Consider the following 22,872-nt stretch of genomic DNA (forward strand, 5'->3'; position numbering starts at 1 on the left):
TCAAACCCTTATGCGCGTGCGATACCATCACTTAGAATTTCCGATTGCTACTTCATTCACACCGTCAAAGGCGTTCATGATGACCTCTCTCCCGTCCCGCCTCGCCGTTTTCGATATGGACGGCACGCTGATCGACAGCCTCCCCGATCTGGCGGCCAGCGCCAACCGGCTTCTGGCCCATTACGGCCTGCCGTCCATTGCCACCGAACAGGTCCGCCCCATGGTTGGCGATGGCGTTGCAGCCCTTGTCAGCCGTTTGCTGGTCCATGCCGGTTCGGCCGCCACCGGCATTGATGCCGAGCAGGCCACGGCATGGTACATGGCCGATTACACCCCTCATTCCACCGACCTGTCCCGCCCCTTTCCCGGCACGATAGGCATGCTGGAAGATCTGCACGCCACAGGGTGGCACATGGCCGTCTGCACCAACAAACCCGTTGCCGCCGCGCGCCACATACTGCGTGTCCTTGATCTGGAAAAATGGTTCGTGGCCGTGGGTGGGGCGACAGCTTCAGCGTACGCAAACCCGACCCGCGCCACCTGCTGGGCACAATTGCAATGGCGCAGGGCAACCCGCACCGCGCGGTCATGACCGGTGACCACCATAACGACATGGCCACGGCCATCGGGGCACATGTGCCCGCGATTTTCGCCCGCTGGGGATATGGCCGCCCCGAAATGGAAGCCGGGGCCACGGTTGGCGCCGATTCCATTTCCGAGGTCGCTCATCTGGCCAATGAACTGGTACCAGCGTAGCCCGGGTCAGACGTCGAGGTTGGCAACCTTCAGCGCATTGCCAACAATGAAGTCGCGGCGGGGTTCGACCACATCCCCCATAAGGGTGGAAAAGACCTGCGCCGCGTTTTCCACATCCCCGACCTTGACCTGCAGCAGGGTGCGCATGGCGGGATCGAGTGTGGTTTCCCACAGCTGTTCGTCATTCATTTCCCCCAGGCCCTTGAAGCGGTTGATGGACAGGCCCTTGCGGCCCTGCGCCAGAATCCGTTCATACAGCGATGCCGGCCCGTTGAAGGCGTGTGCATTGCCATCGATCACCAGATGAACCGGCCCCGCGAAATCCGCCACCAGACGGTCGTGGCGGTCCGCCAGCCAGCGGACTTCCGCACTGCGCAGCGCCTGTGCCTCCAGGCGATAGACTTCGCCCACACCACGCACGCTACGGGCCATTTCCAGACCGCTGTCGCTGACGGCAACCTTCCACCCCCGTTCGGTCGGGGGCGATACCGCATCCAGCCGCGCCTGCAGGTCGACAACCCGTTCCGGCACGGCCTGCGGATCGGCACGCAGCACGCCCGCGATGGCCGCCTGCTCCAGAACCCACACCGGCACACGCGCCGACAGGCGCGACAGCGCACGGGTCACGTCACGGATGAACATGACATCGGCGCGCATGACATCGCCCTCGACCTCACGCCCGTCAGCATAACGCAGCGAGGCATTGGCCAGCGCCTTGTCCAGCAGGTAGGATTCCAGCGCTGCGTCATCCTTCAGGTACCGTTCGTCATTGCCGCGCTTGGCGCGGTACAGCGGCGGCTGGGCGATATACAGATATCCTTTTTCAATCAGTTCGGGCATCTGCCTGAAGAAGAAGGTCAGCAGCAGCGTACGGATATGCGACCCGTCCACGTCAGCGTCAGTCATGATGACAATGCGGTGGTAACGCAGCTTTTCAATCGAAAAGCCGCCATGTTCCACATCGCCACGCCCGATGCCGGTGCCCAGTGCCGTAATCAGCGTCCCGATTTCGGCTGACCCCAGCATACGGTCAAAGCGCGCGCGCTCGACATTCAGGATCTTTCCCTTCAGCGGCAGGATCGCCTGAAACCGCCGGTCACGTCCCTGTTTGGCGGTGCCGCCTGCCGAATCACCCTCGACGATGAACAGTTCGGATTTTGCCGGATCACGTTCCTGACAGTCCGCCAGCTTGCCCGGCAGGGAGGAGATGTCCAGGACACCCTTGCGCCGCGTCAGTTCCCGCGCACGCCGCGCCGCCTCACGCGCGGCAGCGGCATCCATCACCTTCGCCACGATATGGCGGGCTTCCTTGGGGTGGGTTTCAAACCAGTGGGAAATCATGTCGGCAGCAGCAGCATGCACCACCGGCTGCACTTCGGAAGAAACCAGCTTGTCCTTGGTCTGTGACGAGAACTTGGGGTCGGGCACCTTGACCGACAGCACGGCGGTCAGGCCTTCGCGCATGTCCTCGCCATTCAGGGCATGGCTGTCCTTCTTGCTGGCATTGGCTTCGGCATAGCGGCCTACCACGCGGGTCAGCGCCTGACGGAAACCGGCAAGGTGCGAACCACCATCACGCTGGGGAATGTTGTTGGTGAAGCACAGCATGGTTTCATGGAAACTGTCATTCCATGTCAGGGCGAACTCGACCTTGATGCCGTTGTCTTCATTCTGCAGGCTGCCGGTGATCGGCGGCTCGACAATCGGGTTTTTGCCCTGGTCCAGCCATTCGACAAAGGCGCACAGACCGCCTTCGTAATGGAACTTTTCCTCCCGCGCCGGGGTATGGCGTTCGTCGCGCAGGATGATCTTCAGCCCGGAATTGAGGAAGGCCAGTTCGCGCAGACGGCGTTCGAGAATCGGGAATTCGAATTCAACCCTGGCAAACGTCTCTGCGCTGGGCTTGAAGGTGACCTGCGTGCCGGTCGGCTCGCTGCTTTCCCCCACCACACGCAGCGGCTCATCACGCTCGCCCGCGCGGAAACTGATGACGTGTTCCTTGCCATCGCGCCATATCCGGACTTCCATCCATTCCGACAGCGCGTTGACCACGGCCGCACCCACGCCATGCAGGCCACCCGATACCTTGTAGGAATTCTGGTTGAACTTGCCACCCGCATGTAGCTTGGTCAGCACGACTTCGGCGGCACTCACCCCTTCTTCATGGTGCATGTCGGTAGGAATGCCGCGCCCGTCGTCACGTACGCTGACGCTGCCATCCCCATTGAGCGTCACGATACAGGTGGTCGCAAACCCGGCCTGTGCCTCATCCACGGCGTTATCAATGATTTCGAAGGCCATGTGGTGCAGGCCCGACCCGTCATCGGTATCGCCAATATACATGCCGGGGCGCTTGCGTACCGCGTCCAGCCCCCGCAGAACCGAGATGGATGCCGCATCATAGTCCGCAGCGGGTGTCACGCCACCTGCGACCTCGGCATCGTGTTTCTGATCGGGACTGGATTGATCGGACATGCCGGCAGATGCTCCACAGCGGATAACAACAAAATAACAGAATGCATTATAGCCTGAACCACCCGGTGTAACCAGCATTCCGCGCCGAAATCATACATGGGGGGCAAGATTACCCTCACCCGGCGTCACGAATTCGGCGATCTGGCGCAGAGGCGTGAAATGTTCGCGGTCTGTTCCAGTCAGTAAAACGCCGGTGTCCATCCGTCCGATCGCCTGAAACAGGGCCTCGCGCCGCACATCATCCAGATGCACCAGCGGTTCATCCAGCAGAAGCATCGGCATCTGCCCCCGGCATGCCGCCAGGATACGCGCATGTGACAGGACGATACCCAGCAGCAGCGCCTTCTGCTGCCCCGTGCTGGACAGACTGGCCGGACGCCGCGTCAGCCGGTCCGCCATGCGCAGGTCGGTACGGTGTGCGCCAAAACGACTCCCCCCGCGCTGCCGGTCGATGGCGCGTGTTGCCGCGATCTGCTCCGCCAGCCAGTCTTCCACCGCCAGGGCTGGCATTTCGCGTAACTGATCGGCAATACGGCAATCAAGTTCCAGCCATGCGGCGGGAAAGCCATCGGCAACCGCCTGCTCATCCGCATTCAGGCGCGCTACCATATTCACCCGGGCGGCAACAGCCGCCACCGCGTGGCGCGCCATGGTACGTTCCAGGGCGGCCAGCCAGTCCGTATCCGCCCCACGCTGCGTCAGCAGGCGGCTACGCTGCATCATCGCGCGGTCATGGGCGGCCAGTTCACGCGCGTGGCCGGGTTCAAGCGCCAGCACCAGCCGGTCCAGAAACCGGCGGCGACTGCCTGCCCCGTCCTGAAACAGGCGGTCCATCTGCGGTGTCAGCCAGACGGCGGAAAAATATTCGCCCACCGCATCGCGGTTGCGCTGGGCCTGTCCATCCACGCGAAATGCACGCCGTTCCGGCCGCAGCGGATCGGCCCCCGTGGCGATCTGGACGGTCAGGGCATCATCGCCCCACTGCGCCATCACGTCGGCGGCGACACCCCACAGCGTCGCACCATGACGGGGCAGTTCATCCATGCGCGCGCCCCGCAGGCCACGCCCTGGCACCAGCAGCGAGACCGCTTCCAGCAGGTTGGTCTTGCCACTGCCGTTCGGCCCGGTAATGACCGTGGCCGGACATGCCGGTTTCCATGAAAGATGATGATAATTACGGAAATCCGTAAGTACCAGTCGTGTCACGCAGGCCATGCGACCGGAAGGCCGCGCGCGATTACACGCGCATCGGCATCAGGACATACAGTGCGGAGGGGCTGTCCACATCACGCACGATGGTGGGCGCGGAACTGTCAGAAAAGGCGAATTCCACTTCCTTTTCCACCTGATCGGTAATGTCGTTCAGGTAGCGGGCCTGAAAGCCGATCTCCATGGGCGACGCATCATAAGAGACATGGTTTTCGTCCAGCTCTTCCGTCGCGGTCCCCTGATCCTGGCTTGCGGCCGACAGCGTCAGCAGGTTGTGCGCCATGCTCAGCTTGACCGGGCGGGAACGCTCCTGGCTGATCGCCGCCACGCGGGATACGGCATCGGAGAATATTTTCTTGCCCACGCGCAGGATCTTGTCATTCCCGTGCGGGATCACGCGTTCATATTCGGGGAAGGTACCGTCAATCAGCTTGGAGGTCAGCGTGATGTTGCCGATGGAGAACTGGATGCGGGTATCGGACAGGGCAACGGCAACCTGCTCGGGCCCTTCGTCAAGCAGCTTGCGCAGCTCAGCCACCGTCTTGCGCGGAACGATCACGCCCGGCATGCCTGCGCTGCCTGCGGGCAGTTCGGTCTCGACACGGGCCAGGCGGTGCCCGTCCGTCGCCACCGCACGCAGCACCGGACCTGCATCCCCTTCGGCCACATGCAGGAAGATGCCATTAAGGTAGTAGCGCGTTTCCTCGGTGGAGATGGCAAAGCGCGTACGGTCGATCAGGCCACGCAGCACCTGTGCCGGAATGCTGAATTCATGCGGCAGGCTGCCAGCCATCATGGACGGGAAATCATCCACATCCAGCACATTCAGGCTGGTGGCGAACCGCCCCGCCCGCAGGCCCAGTGGCGCATCACCCCCGGCATGGTCCAGTTCGACATGCGCGCCATCGGGCAGCTTGCGCACGATTTCATACAGGACAGCCGCTGGCGCCGTAACAGCGCCGTCACGCAGGGTTTCCGCCGCAACGCCTTCAACCACCGCGATTTCCATGTCGGTGGCGGTCAGTGTCATGGCACCATCAACGACATTGATCAGCACGTTGGCCAGGATGGGGATGGTATTGCGCTTCTCGGCAACGCTCTGGATATGGGCCAGTGCCTTGAGCAGCGTTACACGGTCGGCCTTCAACTTCATCGGTACAATATCCTCCACATCCCGTCACGTCAGGCATACGTACAGACGGGGGGTGACATGTTTAGCAGCCGCGGGCGACTCTGGTAAAGGGGGGCGTTGAACCCTAAATTTATTCAGCTTTCCAGCATGCGGCGCAACAGCTCCACATCTTCGGCAAAAGCGGGGTCCTGTTCCATCAGCTCCGTCACGCGGGTCACGGCATGCATGACCGTCGTATGATCACGATTGCCGAACTTGCGCCCGATTTCAGGCAGGGAACGGCTGGTCAGCTGCTTGGCCAGGTACATCGCCACCTGACGGGGCCGCGCCACGGCGCGCGCGCGACGGGCCGAGGACATGTCGGTCAGGCGGATATTCCAGTGTTCGGCCACCTTGCGCTGGATTTCCTCGATCGTGACGCGCCGGTCATGGGCCTTGAGGATGTCATGCAGCACATCCTGCGTCGCTTCCAGCGTGACCGGGCGACCGAACAGGTTGGCATGGGCGATCAGGCGGTTCAGCGCGCCTTCCAGCTCACGCACGTTCGACGTGATCTTGTGCGCAAGGAATTCCAGCACCTTGGCGGGCACCACCACGCCGGACGCACTGGCCTTGGCCTCCAGAATGGAGATACGCAGTTCAAACGTGGTGGCATGAATATCCGCCACCATGCCACAGCCAAGGCGGGTGCGCAGCCTGTCCTCCAGCCCCGACAGGTCGGAGGGGGATTTATCGGCCGAAACCACGATCTGCCGTCCCGCATCAACCAGTGCGTTGAAGGTATGGAAGAATTCTTCCTGCGTATTATCCTTGCCGATCAGGAACTGCAGGTCATCGATCATCAGCACATCGACAGAGCGCAGCTGCTCCTTGAATTCCATGGTGGACTGGGACCGGATGGCCGCGATGAAGCGGTACATGAACTTTTCCGCCGACATGTAGGCGACGGATACCTTCCCCTCACGCAGCAGTTCGGCCCCGATGGCATGCATGAGGTGCGTCTTGCCCAGCCCGACCCCACCATACAGGAACAGCGGGTTGAAGCCGGGGCTGGAGGGCCGCTCCGCAACCCGGCGGGCGCAGGCATAGGCAAATTCGTTGGGCTTGCCCACCACAAAGGTATCGAAGGTGAAGCGCGGGTCCAGCGGGGCGGCAAGGTCGCTGCGGACTTCGGCGTGCCGGGGCTCTTCGTGTGCCGGGGCGGGAGCTGCCGCCACACGGGGGGCCGCATCTTCGCTGTTGGCCGGTGCTGCGGCTGCCGCGCCATCCGCCTGGGCTGGCGCGGACGCGCTTCCCGGACGGGCGACCTGCAGTTCGACACGGCGGATGGCGGGCACTTCGGCATTCCACAGCGTACCAAGACGGTCGCCGTATTGCCCACGCACCCAGTCCCGCAGGAATCGGGTGGGCAGGTAGAGGGTAATCTCGTCCTCCTCCACCGGGCCGACCGTGATCTGGCGCAGCCACGTGCGGTATTCGACTTCCCCGACCTCGGCCTTCAGCCGTTCGCAGATGCGCGACCAGTGGATGGCAAGCACACTTTTCTGCGCATTGGCTTCCGCAACTGCGTCATAGCCTTCCAGTCCGCCTGTCATATCCGCTCCCGGCTACATGGGACATGGAACACGCGCCCCCGCGCATGCACCCGCACCCCCGCTCCATCCATCAACTGTTCCACAACGCCACTGCGCCCGCACACAGCAGGCGGCACGCCAGCCGCGCACCTGACACGACCCACAACCCGGACCATCAAGGCCCAAGGCAACAGATGACGTTGGAATTATCCACATAAGGTAGAGCAGAGAATCGGACGAAGCAACGAGAATCTGCCCCCGCCCCGCCAAAACCCGATCACACCTGCGGAAATGGCAAACAAAAAAGGCCGCTATCACCACTAATGGTGATACACGACCTCCTTCATTACTTACCGCATTCTTTCAGATGAAAGAATACAGAAGGTTTTTACGCCGCAGCAAGGGACTTGATACGGGCGGACAGGCGCGAAATACGACGGGCAACCGTGTTGGCGTGAAGAACGCCCTTGCCAACCGCACGCTGCAGTTCAGGCTGCGCCTCACGCAGCGCAACAGCGGCATCGTCCTTCTTGCCGGTCGCGATCGCGACCTCGACCTTCTTTACGAAGGTGCGCACGCGGGACAGGCGGGCCGTGTTACGGGCGTTGCGGCGTTCGTTCTGGCGGATGCGCTTGCGCGCGGATGCTGTATTGGCCATTGCTCTCAGTTCATCTGCATAAATCAGGTTACGGCGGTCCGCCACCCGATCGTTGCGGACATCCCATATCAGGCTGGCGATCTAGTCCACCCTGACCCCATTCGTCAAGACAAGTCTTTGCCTAAATCATTTTCCACCCTCTGCTGCCGGGGGCAGAAAAAGCTGGAACGCCCGGACTGGGTGATCCGCATCACCCCATCGCATGCCGGTGGACCGGGGCAGTCGGGGCAGCCTTCCCCTTCCCGCCCATACACACGCCAGGCATGCTGGAAATAGCCCAGCTCCCCATCCGGTTGCACGTAATCACGCAGGCTTGAGCCTCCGGCCGCGATTGCTTCCTCCAGAACCGCACGGATTTCGGTGGCAAGTTTCTCGTACTGTTCGGCATTTATGTCCCCTGCCGTCTGCGCGGGGTGGATGCGCGCGCGGAACAGGGCTTCGGATACATATATGTTGCCAAGTCCCGCCACGACGCGCTGGTCCAGCAGCAGGGCCTTGATGCTGGTACGTCGCCGCCCGGCGCGCGCGGCCAGCCATGCACCGTCAAACCGGTTGCCCAGTGGCTCCGGCCCCATGCCCGCCAGCAGGCGGTGGGTTTCCACCCCTGTCGCCGGCACCAGATCGACCATGCCGAAACGCCGGGGGTCCACCAGCCCACAACGCGCACCCTGCGCCGTCTCGATCACCAGATGTTCGTGGCGTGCGGGCGGCAGGCCCCGTTCCGCTCCCGCGGGAGACGACAGCAGCACCCGGCCGGACATGCCCAGATGCAGCACCACGACCATGCCGCCCGACAGCGTGATGAGGATATATTTCCCCCGGCGGGAGAATCCATCAATCCGCCGTCCCTGCAACGCCGTGGCCAGACCGGGTGGAAACGGCCACCGCAGGCCGGTATGGTGCGTGCTGGCGTGGGAAATAGTGTGACCTTCAAGATGCACTCGCATCCCGCGCATCACAGTTTCGACTTCAGGTAGTTCCGGCATGGCCTCATCTGGGGTTATACCTGTGCATCATGACCGACATTAGCCAGCCATACCATCCCTCCCCTTCCGCAGGCCGTCCCGATGACCGCCAGGCGGATACCACCGATTTCGGCTTCCGCGACGTGCCGTTGCGCGAGAAGAAATCCTTGGTCCGGAACGTCTTTGACAGCGTGGCCTCCAAATACGACATCATGAATGACGTGATGTCGCTGGGCATTCACCGCGCATGGAAGAAGATTTTCGTCACCGAGCTTGCCCCCCACCCCGACCTGTCGCTGCTCGACCTTGCGGGCGGAACGGGGGATATTTCCTTCGGATGGCTGCGCGGTGGCGGTGGCCCCGCCATCCTGTCCGACATCAATGTCAGCATGCTGACGGTAGGGCGCAACCGTGCGCTGGAACGCGGGCTTGTCTCCGGCCTCAACTTCATCGCTGTCGATGCCGAAGCCATCCCGCTGGCCGACAATTCGGTTGATCGCGTCTCCATCGCGTTCGGCCTGCGCAACTGCACGGACAAGCTGCAGGTGCTGCGGGAGGCGCGGCGCATCCTGCGTCCGGGCGGACGGTTCCTGTGCCTTGAGTTTTCCCGCGTGCAGGTTGCGGCCTTCGCCCCGGTCTACGATGCATGGTCCTTTCACGTGCTGCCCCGCATGGGAGCCGCGATCGCGGGGGATCGCGAAAGCTACCAGTACCTGGCCGAAAGCATCCGCATGTTCCCCGATCAGGAAACGCTGGCGGACATGATGCGCGAAGCAGGACTGGAACGCGTATCCTACCAGAACCTGTCCGGCGGAATCGCAGCCATCCATTCCGGCTGGAAAATCTGATGGAGGATGGGGCGACCCGTTCTGTCCTGCTTGTCGTGGGCGGTGGCATTGCCGCCTACAAGGCGCTGGAGCTGATTCGCAGGCTACGCGAACATGGCCTGCGCGTGCGCACGGTGCTGACGGATTCAGGGGCACGATTCGTTACCCCCATGTCCATTCAGGCGCTGAGTGGCGAACGCGTTTTCGGCGACCTGTTTTCCCTGACCGATGAAAGCGAGATGGGGCATATCGCCCTGTCCCGCAGCAGCGACCTGATCGTGGTCTGCCCCGCCACCGCCGACCTGCTGGCCCGCATGGTGGCCGGACTGGCCAATGACCTGGCCACGACCGTGCTACTGGCGACCGATACGCCGGTACTGGTTGCCCCCGCCATGAACGTGCGCATGTGGACCCATGCCGCCACACAGGCCAATGTCGCGACATTACGTGCACGTGGCGTGACCTTCGTGGGGCCGGCCTCCGGCCTCATGGCGTGCAACGAATCCGGCCCCGGACGTCTGGCGGAACCGGATGATATCCTGTCTGCCATACTGCGCCTCCTGCACCCCGACAGGCCACTGGCTGGCCGCAGGGCAATGGTGACCGCGGGCCCCACGCACGAACCGATCGACCCCGTGCGCTATATCGCCAACCGCTCCTCCGGGACGCAGGGGTATGCCATTGCCGCAGCCCTTGCGGCAGCAGGGGCGGATGTTACGCTGGTCAGCGGCCCCACCACCCTGCCCGACCCTGCCGGCGTGAGGACCGTACGGGTGGAGACGGCACGTGACATGCTGGCGGCCTGCCTTACGGCCCTGCCCTGTGATATTGCGGTCTGCACTGCGGCCGTGGCCGACTGGCATGTCGCCCCCGCGCCCCAGAAGATCAAGAAAACCGCAGGCGCCCCCCCTCCCACGCTGCAACTGGTGCCCAATCCCGATATTCTGGCAACCCTCAGCCAGCCATCCCCAACGCGACCGGGACTTGTCATCGGCTTCGCGGCGGAAACCGAACACATCGTGACACATGCCACCGCCAAGCGCCTGCGCAAGGGCTGTGACTGGATCGTGGCCAATGATGTCAGTCCCGGCACCGGCATCATGGGCGGCACGGAAAACGAGGTCTGCCTGATCGATGCCGCGGGCTGCGAACATTGGCCCCGACTGGACAAGACGCAGGTCGCCCGGAAGCTGGTTGCGCGGATCGCCACATTCCTGCAAACGCCACCCCCCAACCCTGAATAACCGGACCCCGCCATGACTTCCTCCCCCCTGCCCATCCAAGTCCGCCGCCTGGCCCACGCCCATGGCCTGCCGCTACCGGCCTACGCCACAGACGGGGCGGCCGGGATGGACCTGCTGGCAGCCGTGACCGAACCGATGACCATCGCGGCCGGTGGCCGCGCGCTGGTTCCCACCGGGCTGTGTGTGGCGCTACCCCGGGGATACGAGATGCAGATCCGCCCACGCTCCGGCCTTGCGCTGAAACATGGCATTACCCTGCCCAATGCGCCCGGCACGATTGATGAGGATTACCGGGGTGAAATCGGCATCATCGTCATGAACACAGGCAGCGAACCCTTTGTGGTCGAACGTGGCATGCGCATTGCACAGGCCGTGCTGGCCCCGATCGTGCGCGGGGCATGGGTTGAATATTCAGAACTGGAGGACACGGATCGCGGCGCGGGTGGCTTTGGCAGTACGGGCACCGCAGGGTGACAGACAGCAGCCTGCCGGGGAACCTGCGGGTTCGCCCCAACATCGCGGACCTGCTTGGCCTGCTGGCGATCATGGCGGGGGCCGTCATCATCGCCACCGCCGGGCGCCACATGCTTGTGCCCATTCCCGCAAGCGAGGCGGGGACCATCCACCTCAATCCCGCATGGCTGCCCGCCTATGCCGTGCGGACCACGCTGCGCATGTTTGCCGCCCTTGCCGCGTCCTTGCTGTTTACCTTCACCTATGCCGTGTGGGCCGCGAAAAGCAGGCGTGCGGGACAGGTGCTGATCCCGCTTCTGGATATCCTGCAGTCGGTGCCGATCCTCGGGTTCCTGACATTTACGGTGGTTTTCTTCCTTGGCCTGTTCCCCGGCCGGATGATGGGCGCGGAACTGGCCGCGATCTTCACCATTTTCACCAGTCAGGCATGGAACATGGCCTTTGCCATGTATCAGGCACTGCGCACCGTGCCGCCGGATCTGGAGGAAGCCGCCCTGTGCTTCGGCCTGACGCCGTGGCAGCGTTTCTGGCGGCTGGAAGTGCCATTCGCCATTCCGTCGCTGGTCTGGAACACCATGATTTCCATGTCCGGCGGGTGGTTCATGGTCGTCTATTCCGAGACCATCACGGTCGGAAACACCGACATCGCGCTGCCGGGAATCGGGTCATACGTGGGTGTCGCGATCGAACAGCGCAACATCTGGGCAATCTTCTACGCCATTGCCGCCATGCTGGCGGTCATCCTGGCCTATGATCAGTTGCTGTTCCGCCCGCTGGTCGCATGGTCGGCACGTTTCCAGACCGATGAAGGCACGACCCTTGCCGCCCCCGACCCGTGGGTGCTGACGCTGCTGCGGCGCACGCACCTGCTGCGCCAGGGTTGCCTGCGGATGGGGGACATGATGACACGCATCGGCTGGCTGCCGCTGGGATCGCGGCCATCGGCCCCCCGGCAGCCACTCGTTCCCTCCCGCCTGCTGGATATTGCATGGATCGCGGCCCTGGCCGTCTGTGCCGTGACCATAGGGTGGAAGACATGGACCTATGGCAGCACCCATTACACGATGGCGCAGGTGCTGCATGTCATCATGCTGGGTGGCATCACGCTGGCGCGGGTGATGGTGACGGTTCTTGTCGCGTCGGTGATATGGGTGCCGGTCGGGATATGGCTGGGCCTGTCGCCACGCCGTGCGCGACGGGCACAGATGGCCGCACAGTTCATGGCCGCCTTCCCCGCCAACCTGTTCTTCCCGCTGGTGGTGGTGGGAATCGTGCGCTGGCACCTGAACAGCAATATCTGGCTGACCCCCCTCATGCTGCTGGGCACGCAGTGGTATATCCTGTTCAATATCGTGGCGGGGGCATCGTCCTATCCCGGCGACCTGCTGGAGGCGGCCAAAAACTTCCATGTCCGGGGCTGGCTGTGGTGGTGGCGCGTGATGCTGCCGGGCATTACCCCCTATTTCATTACCGGGGCGCTGACTGCCTCGGGCGGGGCGTGGAACGCAGCCATCGCGACCGAGGTCGCAAGCTGGGGTGACACGACCCTGAGCGCGAACGGGCTGGGGGCGTATATCGCCCATGCCACCGTGGCGGGGGCGACCGACCAGGTGGGGCTGGGCATGGCCATCATGGCGGCGTTCGTGCTGCTGCTCAATCGCGCCCTGTGGCGCCCGTTATCCAATTATGCCGCACGGCATTATACCTTTGACTGAGAGTTCATGATGCAGCAGCCCGACACCGCACCCCACCCCAAAACCGGGGCGGAGCTTGTCCGGATCATCAACTGCCGGCAGGCCTATCACAAGGAAAGCGCCACGGACCTGGTGGTGCTGGATGGCGTGAACCTGTCCATCCGCAGTGGGGAAATCGTTGGCCTGCTGGGCCGGTCCGGATCGGGCAAGTCCACGCTGCTGCGCATCATCGCGGGCCTTCTGACGCCGACGGCGGGCGAGGTCATCTGGAAGGGAAAGAAACTGGAGGGACCGGCTGCCGGCATTTCCATGGTGTTCCAGTCATTCGCGCTGTTCCCGTGGCTGACGGTGCAGAAAAACGTGGAACTGGGTCTGGAAGCGCAGGGCGTGCCTGTGGCCGAACGCCAGAAACTGGCGGAAGATGCGATCGGGCTGATCGGGCTGGGGGGGTATGAAAACGCCTACCCCAAAGAACTGTCGGGGGGCATGCGGCAGCGCGTGGGGCTGGCACGTGCGCTGGTGGTCCGGCCTGACCTGCTGCTGATGGATGAACCATTTTCCGCGCTGGATGTGCTGACGGCGGAAAACCTGCGCACCGATCTGGTGGAACTATGGGCAGAAAAGAAACTGCCGATCCAGTCCATCCTGCTGGTCACGCATAATATCGAGGAAGCGGTGCTGATGTGCGACCGCATCCTGATCTTTTCCTCCAACCCCGGCCGGGTGGCGTACGAACTGCAGGTTCCCTTCGAACATCCCCGCAATCGCGAGGATGCGGCCTTCCGGCAGTTCGTGGACCGGATATACGCCCTCATGACCCGGCGCGCACCCGTGGTGTCGGAAGCGGACATGACTGACCCGGACATGGACCATGTGCAGATCACGACGGATGCCGTGGCGCTGCCCCCGCTGCCGATCAATACCATTGTGGGCATGATGGAAACACTGGCGGCCGACCCGCTGCATGGCCGCGCCGACCTGCCCCTGCTGGCCAGCCGGTTGCAACTGGAACTGGATGACCTGTTCCCGTTGGGCGAATCCCTGCAACTGCTGGGCTTTGCCGAACTGGAGGACGGCGATATCCTGCTCACGCCCGAGGGGATGCGCTTTGTCCAGAGCGAACATGACATCCGCAAGAACATCCTGTGGCACAGCATGCTGCACAACATTCCCCTGGTGCGCACCATCCGCGCCGTGCTGGATGAACGTCCGAACCATCGCGCCAGCGCCGAGCGATTCCGTGACGAACTGGAAGACAGCATGTCCCCCGAATATGCGCGCCAGACATTACAGACGCTGATCGGCTGGGCACGCTATGCCGAACTGTTTGATTTTGATGAAGAAGCTGACCAGCTTTTCCTTGACGACGAAGCCGGATAACCGGGCCTAGCCCGCCGTATCCACCAGCCGGTCGCGAAACAGCCGCCGCATCTTGGCAATCTTTGGCGGGATCACGGCGCTGCAATAGGCATTGCCGGGATTACGGGCGAAGTAATCCCGGTGGTAATCCTCCGCTGGCCAGAAATGCGTCAGTGGCGCAATTTCGGTTACCAGCGGATCCGGCCATACCTTTTCTTCCGCGATTTCATTGCGAATGGCATAGGCCGTCATTTCCTGCTCGGATCCCTGCCAGAATATGGCGGAGCGATACTGCGTCCCCACGTCATTGCCCTGCCGGTTGAGCGTGGTGGGATCATGCATGACAAAGAAGATCCGCAGCAGGTCGGCGCATGACAGTTCCGCAGGGTCGAATGTCACCCGCACGACTTCCGCATGGCCGGTGCGGCCAGAACAGACCTGTTCATAGGTAGGATTGGCGGTATGGCCCCCGGCATAACCGGGTTCCAGCCCCTCCACGCCGCGCAGTTCCTTCAGCGGCGCTTCAAGACACCAGAAGCAGCCCCCACCCAGCACCAGTGTTTCCAATGCGTGTCCGGTCATGCGTGCTGCTCCCCCTATTTTACAGGTCCGTCAGGAAATGCGCGCCAGCGCGGCCTGCAGGCGCTGGCGTTCAGCCTGGAACGTCTCAAGCCGTTCACGGTTTTCAGCAACCACCTCAGGCTTGGCGCGGGCCACGAAATCGGCATTGCCCAGCTTGCGCTCGACCTTGGTGATCTCGCCATCAACCTTGGTACATTCCTTTTCCAGACGCTGGCGTTCAACGGCAAGGTCAATGATCCCGGCAAGCGGAATGACCAGTGTTGCTTCATCCACCACCAGCTGCGCCGCACCCTGGGGCATTTCGCCTTCCAGTGGCAGCACTTCGGACACGCGCGCCATGCGTCCGATTGCTTCCGACCATTTGGCGGCACGCGCCACGGTCACGGGCGAGGCATCACGCAGCAGGACGGGGGCAAGGCGTGACGGCGGCACGTTCATTTCCGAACGCACGGTCCGGATCGCGCTGATGAAGCGGATCAGCCACTCCATTTCCTCACGGGCTTCCTTTGCCCCATCCAGATGTTCGGGCTGGGGCCATGGCGCGGTAATCAGCGATCCCTCCGCCCCGAAGCCGAAATGCCGCCACAGGCTGTCGGTCACGAACGGGGTGACGGGCTGCAGCAGCCGCATGATGGTGCCCAGCACATGGGCGGCCACGGCGCGGGTCTCGACCGCTTCGGCCGTATCGCCTGCGGCAAAGACCGGCTTGGCCAGTTCAAGGAACCAGTCGCAGAAGAAATTCCAGACGAACCGGTAGCAGGCTGCGGCATATTCATCGAAGCGGAAGGCTTCCAGCGCCTTCGTAGCATCTTCCACCGCCTGCGCCAGTTCCGCCAGTATCCAGCGGCCCAGCGGTGACTGCACGCTGGCGGGGCTGAACCCTTCGACCGGGGCCACGCCGTTCATTTCGCAAAAACGCGCGGCGTTCCAGATTTTGGTGATGAAGGAACGGTATTCCTCCACCTTCCTGCGTCCCAGCTTCACATCACGACCCAACCCGGTCAGCGAGCAGATGCAGAACCGCATGGCGTCCGCGCCGTAGCTGTCGATCATTTCCAGCGGGTCGATGCCGTTGCCCTTGGACTTGGACATTTTCTGCCCGCGTTCATCACGCACCAGACCATGGATGAACACCGTGCGGAACGGCACATCCTTCATGAAATGCAGGCCCATCATCATCATCCGCGCGACCCAGAAGAAGATGATGTCAAAACCCGTAACCAGCACGTCGGTCGGGTAATAGCGGGCCAGTTCCGGCGTCTGCTGCGGCCAGCCAAGGGTGGAAAATGGCCACAGCGCGGAGGAGAACCACGTATCCAGCACGTCTTCATCGCGCGTCAGCGCGGTGTCCTGCCCGTAATGGGCACGGGCCTGTTCTGCTGCATCGGCTTCGTCATGGGCAACGAATACGTGCCCGTCCGGGCCATACCATGCCGGGATGCGGTGTCCCCACCACAACTGGCGACTGATGCACCACGGCTGGATGTCGCGCATCCAGGCGTAGAAAGTGTTCTCCCACTGCCGGGGCACGAATTCGATCCTGCCGCTTTCAACCGCATCGATTGCGGGGCCGGCAAGGGTCTTGGCGTCGCAGTACCACTGCGTGGTCAGGCGGGGTTCGACCACCGCACCACTGCGTTCGGCATGGGGTACCTGATTGGTATGCGGCTCGATCTTTTCCAGCCATTCAAGGCGTTCAAGTTCGGCCACCATCGCCTTGCGCGCTTCATCGCGCGGCATGCCTTCCAGCGTGCGCACAAAGGCGGGATCGGCCAGACCATCCTCGGCACGCAGTTCACCCTCGATTTCGGTCAGGGTAATGCGGGCTTCCTCGTCCAGCACGCTGGGCATATCCAGCTTGTGACGGCGTCCGACCTCGAAATCGTTGAAGTCATGGGCGGGCGTGATCTTGACCGCGCCGCTGCCCTTGGTCGGGTCCGAATGTTCATCCGCCACAATGGGAATACGGCGGCCCGTCAGCGGCAGGATGACATTCCTGCCCACCAGATCGGCAAAACGTTCATCTTCCGGATGGACGGCCACGGCCATATCGCCCAGCATGGTCTCGGGACGGGTGGTGGCAACCGTGATGGTGCGGCCCGGCTGCCCTTCGACGGGGTAGCGGATATACCACAGGTTGCCGCGCGTTTCCCGGTTATCGACTTCCAGATCCGAAATGGCGGAACGGAAGGCGGGGTCCCAGTTGACCAGACGGCGGTCGCGGTAGATCAGCCCCTCGCGGTAGAGGGTGACGAACACCTCTTTCACCGCATCCGACAGGCCATCATCCATGGTGAAGCGTTCACGCGGCCAGTCCAGGGAACCGCCCAGGCGACGCAGCTGCTTTGTAATGCCGCCACCGGATTCGGCCTTCCATTCCCACACGCGTTCGACAAAGGCGTCGCGGCCCATTTCCTGTCGTGACGTGCCGTCCTTCTGCAACATCCGCTCGACCACCAGCTGCGTTGCAATGCCCGCGTGGTCGGTGCCCGGCTGCCACAGGGTGTCACGCCCCTGCATCCGCCGCCAGCGGATCAGCGTGTCCTGCAGGGTCATGGTCAGGGCATGGCCAATATGCAGCGTGCCCGTGACGTTGGGCGGCGGTATCATGATGGTATAAGGCTTGGCCGAACTGTCTGGCCGGGCGCTGAACGCACCACTGGCCTCCCACAGGGCATAGAGGGAAGTTTCTGTCCCGTCGGGGGAGAACGACTTGTCAAGCATCACGAAAAACCAGATCCACCATAATCAGACGCAGGGCAGGACAACGCGCCCAGCCATGCGCAGATATACCCCAAACCGGCGCGAAGGGAACGGCGCGCATGCAATCTTTATCTGCCCTGCCGCAACGTAGCCTTGCCACATACCCCGGATCACGCGGGTGCGGCGCCATCTGGTGCCGCCGGTCCATGCCTGTTCCCTCAGCGTCCCGGCTGACTGGTGGCGTAATCGCTGATCCCCCACAACCGGTCATGCACGGCATGGTAATAGGCCCGTTCATTATACAGCGGGACATCAAGGCTGAGGTCACGCGCGGTCAGCCGTCCGATGGCCGCCGTGACCTGATAGGATGACTGCACAAGATTGCCCGCGCTGCGCACCAGCGCGATCTGGGCCTGAAGCAGGGTTTCCTGCTGCTGCAGCACCGCCAGCGTGGTGGTGGTCCCCACAATGACCTGACGCTGCATGCCATGCAGGGCGGTGGCATCCGCCGCAACGGCTTCGCGGTTGCTGTCGATCGCTTCCCGGTTGGCCTGCATGCGCTGCCAGCTTGCCGCCGCCAGCTGGATTGCCGCCCGGCGGCGGACATCCACCGTGTGACCGGCCTCGGCCGCCTGCTGGCGCGCCATGCGCACGGCGGCATATTCGCCCCCGCCCTGATAAAGCGGCATGGAGGCGTTGACGAGCGCGTATTTGTTATTGTTCAGCGAACGGCCTTCGTCCTGATTGATGCCGTGCATATAGGCGGCCTCGGCGCTGACGGTAGGCATCAGGGCAGCAAAGGCCACGCCGACGGCGTCCTTTTTCGCGGCCTCATCAAACAGTGCGCCAATGACTTCGGGATTGTTCTGCACCGCCTGCGTCATGGCGTCCTGTTCGGTCTGCAGGGGCAGGACCAGCGGCTGGGGCGGGGACAGGTCATCAGGCGCGTCACAACCGACCACCTGCCGGTAGGTCGCGCGGTCCGCCTGCAACGTCCCTTCGGCCAGTTGCCGGACCGCGCGCGCATTGGCCAGCGCACCCTGTGCCTGCGCCACGTCAGTATGGGTGATTTCACCCCCATGCGCCCGCAGGCTGGTGGCACGCAGCTGGGCGGCATAAACCTGTTCGTTATTGATGTCGATGCTCAGTATCTGCTCATCTTCCACCACGGTGACATAGGCGCTGACCACATCGGAAAAGACCTGCTGTTCCGCTTCGATCAGGCGCGCGCGTTCCGCCATGACGGCATGCCGTGCCTTGTGCGTGTTCGCCGTTGTCTTGCCGCCGGTATAGATGGGCTGGGAAATGCTGACCCCGCCGGAATAGCCGGGACTGTCATACTTGCGGGCGTATCCCCCCGATTCCCCTGCAACCGGGGCCATACGCAGCAGCCCGGAATAGTACGACATGCTGGCGTTGCCGGTAATGGTGGGCCGCCACCCGCCCAGCGCCTGCGGCACCTGTTCATCCGTTGCCCGCAGGGCGGCGCGTTCCTGCCGCAGCACCGGGTTAGTCAGATAGGCCATGGCCAGTGCGGCCTTAAGGGTATGGGGGACCTCCTGATCCTCCACCCGCGGCACCGGCGCGCGCGCCAGCGCCGTGCCACAGCACAGGATTGCCGCACTTCCCGCCCCGATTGCCCGGTATCCCCGCATGATCGTCCCCGTCCGCCTGATATGCCATGCGGGAACGTGCCGCCCCGCATGGCATGTTTACGGACAGGATATTGCGCAGGCGTTAACCGTCAGCCCGATCATGCCCCGGTCAGAAAACAAAAGCAGGGGCCGGTTCCAGCTCCGGCAGCAACGGGACTGCAGCATCAAACAGTGGCTGCGTGGCACAGCCCTGCGCCGTGCGGACAATGCGACTGACTGATGTCACCCCCGATCCAGCGCAGACCGGCGCGATCACACGGCCGCCCTGCGCCAGTTGCTCCAGCACTGCCGGGGGCACCTCGCGCACCGCCCCGTCGATCATGATCAGGTCGTACGGTCCGTCATCCGGCGCGCCCCTGACCAGCGCACCGTCACGCCAATGCACGTCAGATGCCCACGTGAAACACAGGGCCCGGCCGATATCCGCCAGCCGCCGTTCCGATTCGAGGGCCACGATCTCCAGCGACTCCCCCATAGTGGACAGCAGCGCCGCGAGGTATCCGGTCCCGGCCCCCACCACCAGCACCCGTTCCCCGCGGACGGCTTCAGCGACCTGCAGCATGCGCCCCGTGACACGCGGTTCGGTCAGGTAGCGCCCTTCCCCCAGCGGCAGGTTCTGGTCGGAATAGGCAAAGGCACGCAGGGCATCCGGCACAGCCTGTTCACGCGGGAGCGCGCGCATGGCCGCGATCACATGGGGATTGCTGACCTGTGCCGGACGGATCTGGGCATCAACCATGCGCTGCCGTGCCGCGACAAAATCAAGAGGCACATAATCGGGGTCTGTCTTGTCCATAACATTTCCTTGAAACACGGTGCCCTGAAGGGAAGGCGTTCGGCCGCCCGGCCGGACGGGCAATATTTTTTCCGGCTTTTTTTCTATTTATGCGCCGCTTTTACACCGAAACAACGCCCCACCTGCACACAACGGCTTGACCTGAGCCAGATTTCGGCAGATATAGCGCCAGAGCCGCTGAGGTCTGGTGGCAGAATGGTGATGCAGCGGACTGCAAATCCGCGAACGTGGGTTCGATTCCCGCCCAGACCTCCACCACGCTCTTAAATCCCCGGATAACCGGGATTTAAGAGCGGACAAAGTGTAAAACTTCCAGAATGTTTTACACTTCCTCCCTATCCTGCACTGCATTTCTGACCTTGATCGAAGCGATTGCCGAGCGCGCCAGGCTGGCCTGATTCGCGGCCCGCGTGTAGCGCTCGACTTCTTTCAATGTGGACCAGCCACCCACTGCCTTGATCTGGTGCGCCGTGCATCCGACTCCGTCAGCCACTGCATGTTCACAAGCCAGACGGATCTGCAGCATAGACAGGACGCCATCGGGCCCGATCATACACGAAAACAGTATCAGACCGAACAAGCCTGCCTCGGAACCATCCATGGAGGGCTGAAGAGGGCGGCCGGGCTTACGGCCGATCTGCCCGCAACGGGATAGCATTCCGGTGGCGTATGGTAGCGTGCCGCAAATGCCTGACGATATGGATCTACAAAATCAAGAGATACTGCGCCCCCCGACCAACAGTCCTGTATGGAATGGCAGGCGGATATGACATCTACTGACCTCCCACTATTATTAATAGCTCCTTCGTCCGGAACAGGAATTTTCCAGAAACTGATGATGTATCCAGTCCACATCCGGTTTTGTTGTCCCGTTTCAGATCTTCCCCGTGTCCATCATGAGGCGTTCAGGAACCACGGAGTACCATGACCAGTCCCACAGGAGCTAATCGCCCTACAGGACCGTCCCATGTCGTTATTTAGTAGAAACGGACTTCATGAGGTCAATAATATTGCTGGCCAGAGCCTCCGCAGCGAGTGGCAGGGCAGTATCTTCACGGGCATACAGACCAAGATGGCTGGTAATGGGTTTCCGGTTTGCAAATAAGGGAATATGCACCAGGCGGCCTGCGCTCAGATCCTGTTCACTTCCCACACGCGTCATTATCGCCATGCCCAGGCCACGAATGACCAGCTGTTTCATCAGTTCGACGGAGCCCGCTTCCACCAGCCCCCTGTCCGCAATTGATGCGTCATATAATAAGTTACGGACCTGAACCCGGTTGGCAAAGTTCCGCTTGGGCAGGATAAGGGGGACATCACGTAAATCACTTATGGACAGGCTTTTTTTCCTGGCCATGGGAGAATCTGGCCTGACCAGCCCCCCCAGGGGAAAGCTGACATTGGCCAGCCGCTTCAGCCTGGACGTTGGCGGCACTTCAAAGGCCAGCCCAAGATGCGCGTCCCCGTTTATGACCGCACGGGGAACATTTTCGGTTTCACTGATACTGATCCCTACGGTCAGTCGTGGAAAACGTTTGTTCATGGCAACGATACTGGCCGGGACAATATGATGGCATATGCCTTCAAGCGTCACCACTTCCACATGGCCTGAATGCAGCCCCTTGAGCGCATCGAAGGCAGCGTAGACACGTTCGGAATCCCGCAGGACTGAAATGACATGCTGGGACAGTATTTCTCCTTCCGGTGTCAGGCGCAATCCGGATGACAGGCGAACAAACAGCGGGGCATTGATCTGGGCCTCAAGCGCAAGAATCTGCCTGTTTACTGCAGATGACGCAATATTGAGCCTGCGCGCCGCCTCACGGATGGACCCTGCCGTTCTTACCGTATCAAAGTAATAAAGCGAGGATGCATGAATCCGAAGCCGGTTTTCTGCCATCGTTTTCTTCCTGATCAGACGATCATCAGGGGCTGTAATCTTATCCTGGCCATGGCCCCCCGGTCGGTATCGCCTGTTTTTACAAGCACGCCATGATACGCGCCATATAAGGAATGTCTACAGCCTTATCCGGCTTTCATGCGCCAAAAAGTGGGAAATCTGCGTGTTCAATACCTCTGCGCGTGATGCCCATTCGGCAGCAGGCTGCACAAATTTCTCTTCTTGCAAGACCTTCTCCGAAATGATTACGATAGCGGAATATAGAAACTACCCCACCAGTTTCAAGAAAACATCGACAGGACACGTAAGTGGATACGCAGGAAGAGATGCTCTTTCTGCGTTGTGATTTCTTACACTCTATTACTTCTTTTTTTGAAAGAGATAACTCGTGTCGTTTTTTCTCTCAAATTCGATGCCGGTTGCGGCTGGCGACCAGTTGCAGTCCTCCCCGGCCCGAAATGGGATGGCGCATGACACTGTTGGCACCGTGGTGTCGAACCACCACGTCAATGCACTGTACAAGCACATCGTCATTACCTGCCCGCAGACCAGAATATGGGGTGAGCCCGGACAGTTTTATATGCTGACATGCCCCCCCGGCCCTGAAGACAGGCCGTTCTTCCGTCGGCCCATGAGCCTGTACGCGAACGGGAGAAGGCCGGACACCGTAGAATTTCTGTACAAAATCACCGGGGCGGGCACCAGGGCGCTTGCAACCCTGAAAGAGGGGGAGAGCATCCGTCTGCTTGGGCCACTCGGGCACGGGTTTAGAGCCCGATCCGAAAGTTTTTCAAGCTTGACAATGCCTTGCTGTCCGTCGTGTGAGCATGCGGATCGAGGCGATCAATGTCCATGCGGTTGAGGACGCA

General features: G+C 62.1%; 17 protein-coding genes, 1 tRNA gene and 1 pseudogene. 7 read left to right on the top strand and 12 right to left on the bottom strand.

Going from position 1 to position 22,872, the window contains the following annotated elements:
• Positions 1-76: 76 nt before the first annotated feature.
• Positions 77-756: pseudogene (locus CFR80_RS06655) on the top strand (HAD hydrolase-like protein).
• 6 nt (positions 757-762) lie between these two features.
• Here the strand turns inward: CFR80_RS06655 and gyrB are convergent.
• The 6 genes from gyrB to mutM all read right to left on the bottom strand — a co-directional run bounded on the left by gyrB (position 763) and on the right by mutM (position 8,790).
• A complete protein-coding gene (gene gyrB / locus CFR80_RS06660) occupies positions 763-3,231 on the bottom strand; it encodes a DNA topoisomerase (ATP-hydrolyzing) subunit B (RefSeq protein ID WP_010514570.1) in 2,469 nt (822 codons plus the stop codon).
• A 90-nt stretch (positions 3,232-3,321) separates the two neighbouring features.
• On the bottom strand, positions 3,322-4,446 hold the full coding sequence (recF, locus tag CFR80_RS06665) for a DNA replication/repair protein RecF (protein WP_110507190.1): 1,125 nt from the start codon (positions 4,444-4,446) through the stop codon (positions 3,322-3,324).
• Positions 4,447-4,468: 22 nt separating this feature from the next.
• Positions 4,469-5,593, bottom strand: a complete 1,125-nt coding sequence (gene dnaN, locus CFR80_RS06670; protein WP_010514573.1) for a DNA polymerase III subunit beta — start codon at positions 5,591-5,593, stop codon at positions 4,469-4,471.
• A 113-nt stretch (positions 5,594-5,706) separates the two neighbouring features.
• On the bottom strand, positions 5,707-7,167 hold the full coding sequence (gene dnaA / locus CFR80_RS06675; protein ID WP_010514575.1) for a chromosomal replication initiator protein DnaA: 1,461 nt from the start codon (positions 7,165-7,167) through the stop codon (positions 5,707-5,709).
• A 367-nt stretch (positions 7,168-7,534) separates the two neighbouring features.
• A complete protein-coding gene (gene rpsT, locus CFR80_RS06680; RefSeq protein ID WP_010514577.1) occupies positions 7,535-7,804 on the bottom strand; it encodes a 30S ribosomal protein S20 in 270 nt (89 codons plus the stop codon).
• 104 nt (positions 7,805-7,908) lie between these two features.
• Complete coding sequence (gene mutM / locus CFR80_RS06685; RefSeq protein ID WP_010514578.1) at positions 7,909-8,790, bottom strand: bifunctional DNA-formamidopyrimidine glycosylase/DNA-(apurinic or apyrimidinic site) lyase; 882 nt, start codon at positions 8,788-8,790, stop codon at positions 7,909-7,911.
• Between the two features lie 29 nt (positions 8,791-8,819).
• Between mutM and CFR80_RS06690 the strand changes: the two genes are divergently transcribed.
• From CFR80_RS06690 to CFR80_RS06710, 5 genes are read left to right on the top strand one after another with little or no spacing between them, the layout of a single operon-like run.
• Positions 8,820-9,617, top strand: a complete 798-nt coding sequence (locus CFR80_RS06690) for a class I SAM-dependent methyltransferase (RefSeq protein WP_010514579.1) — start codon at positions 8,820-8,822, stop codon at positions 9,615-9,617.
• Positions 9,617-10,840: a bifunctional phosphopantothenoylcysteine decarboxylase/phosphopantothenate--cysteine ligase CoaBC gene (gene coaBC, locus CFR80_RS06695; protein WP_010514580.1), complete on the top strand. Its 1,224-nt coding sequence runs from the start codon at positions 9,617-9,619 to the stop codon at positions 10,838-10,840. The genes CFR80_RS06690 and coaBC overlap by 1 nt, the downstream gene beginning before the upstream one ends.
• Positions 10,841-10,852: 12 nt before the next feature.
• Positions 10,853-11,314, top strand: coding sequence for a dUTP diphosphatase (gene dut, locus CFR80_RS06700; RefSeq protein ID WP_010514582.1), 462 nt, complete (start codon positions 10,853-10,855; stop codon positions 11,312-11,314).
• Positions 11,311-13,029, top strand: coding sequence for an ABC transporter permease (locus tag CFR80_RS06705; RefSeq protein ID WP_010514583.1), 1,719 nt, complete (start codon positions 11,311-11,313; stop codon positions 13,027-13,029). The genes dut and CFR80_RS06705 overlap by 4 nt, the downstream gene beginning before the upstream one ends.
• A 9-nt stretch (positions 13,030-13,038) precedes the next feature.
• On the top strand, positions 13,039-14,388 hold the full coding sequence (locus tag CFR80_RS06710) for an ABC transporter ATP-binding protein (RefSeq protein WP_083819090.1): 1,350 nt from the start codon (positions 13,039-13,041) through the stop codon (positions 14,386-14,388).
• Between the two features lie 6 nt (positions 14,389-14,394).
• Here the strand turns inward: CFR80_RS06710 and msrA are convergent, their stop codons facing one another.
• From msrA to CFR80_RS06730, 4 genes are all read right to left on the bottom strand, one after another.
• A complete protein-coding gene (msrA, locus tag CFR80_RS06715) occupies positions 14,395-14,949 on the bottom strand; it encodes a peptide-methionine (S)-S-oxide reductase MsrA (RefSeq protein ID WP_010514585.1) in 555 nt (184 codons plus the stop codon).
• A 30-nt stretch (positions 14,950-14,979) separates the two neighbouring features.
• Complete coding sequence (locus CFR80_RS06720; RefSeq protein WP_010514587.1) at positions 14,980-17,673, bottom strand: valine--tRNA ligase; 2,694 nt, start codon at positions 17,671-17,673, stop codon at positions 14,980-14,982.
• 197 nt (positions 17,674-17,870) lie between these two features.
• Positions 17,871-19,307, bottom strand: coding sequence for a TolC family outer membrane protein (locus CFR80_RS06725; protein ID WP_110507191.1), 1,437 nt, complete (start codon positions 19,305-19,307; stop codon positions 17,871-17,873).
• Positions 19,308-19,416: 109 nt separating this feature from the next.
• Positions 19,417-20,103: a protein-L-isoaspartate O-methyltransferase family protein gene (locus CFR80_RS06730; protein WP_010514591.1), complete on the bottom strand. Its 687-nt coding sequence runs from the start codon at positions 20,101-20,103 to the stop codon at positions 19,417-19,419.
• Between the two features lie 181 nt (positions 20,104-20,284).
• Between CFR80_RS06730 and CFR80_RS06735 the strand changes: the two genes are divergently transcribed.
• A tRNA-Cys gene (locus CFR80_RS06735) sits at positions 20,285-20,358 on the top strand.
• 67 nt (positions 20,359-20,425) lie between these two features.
• Here the strand turns inward: CFR80_RS06735 and CFR80_RS06740 are convergent.
• Both CFR80_RS06740 and CFR80_RS06745 read right to left on the bottom strand, forming a co-directional pair.
• Positions 20,426-20,704: a hypothetical protein gene (locus CFR80_RS06740; protein WP_146221614.1), complete on the bottom strand. Its 279-nt coding sequence runs from the start codon at positions 20,702-20,704 to the stop codon at positions 20,426-20,428.
• A gap of 372 nt (positions 20,705-21,076) precedes the next feature.
• Positions 21,077-22,003, bottom strand: coding sequence for a LysR family transcriptional regulator (locus CFR80_RS06745; protein WP_010514593.1), 927 nt, complete (start codon positions 22,001-22,003; stop codon positions 21,077-21,079).
• Positions 22,004-22,872 lie beyond the last annotated feature (869 nt).

The sequence above is a fragment of the Komagataeibacter oboediens genome (genome assembly GCF_003207815.1).
GTDB classification, from domain to species: Bacteria; Pseudomonadota; Alphaproteobacteria; order Acetobacterales; family Acetobacteraceae; genus Komagataeibacter; species Komagataeibacter oboediens.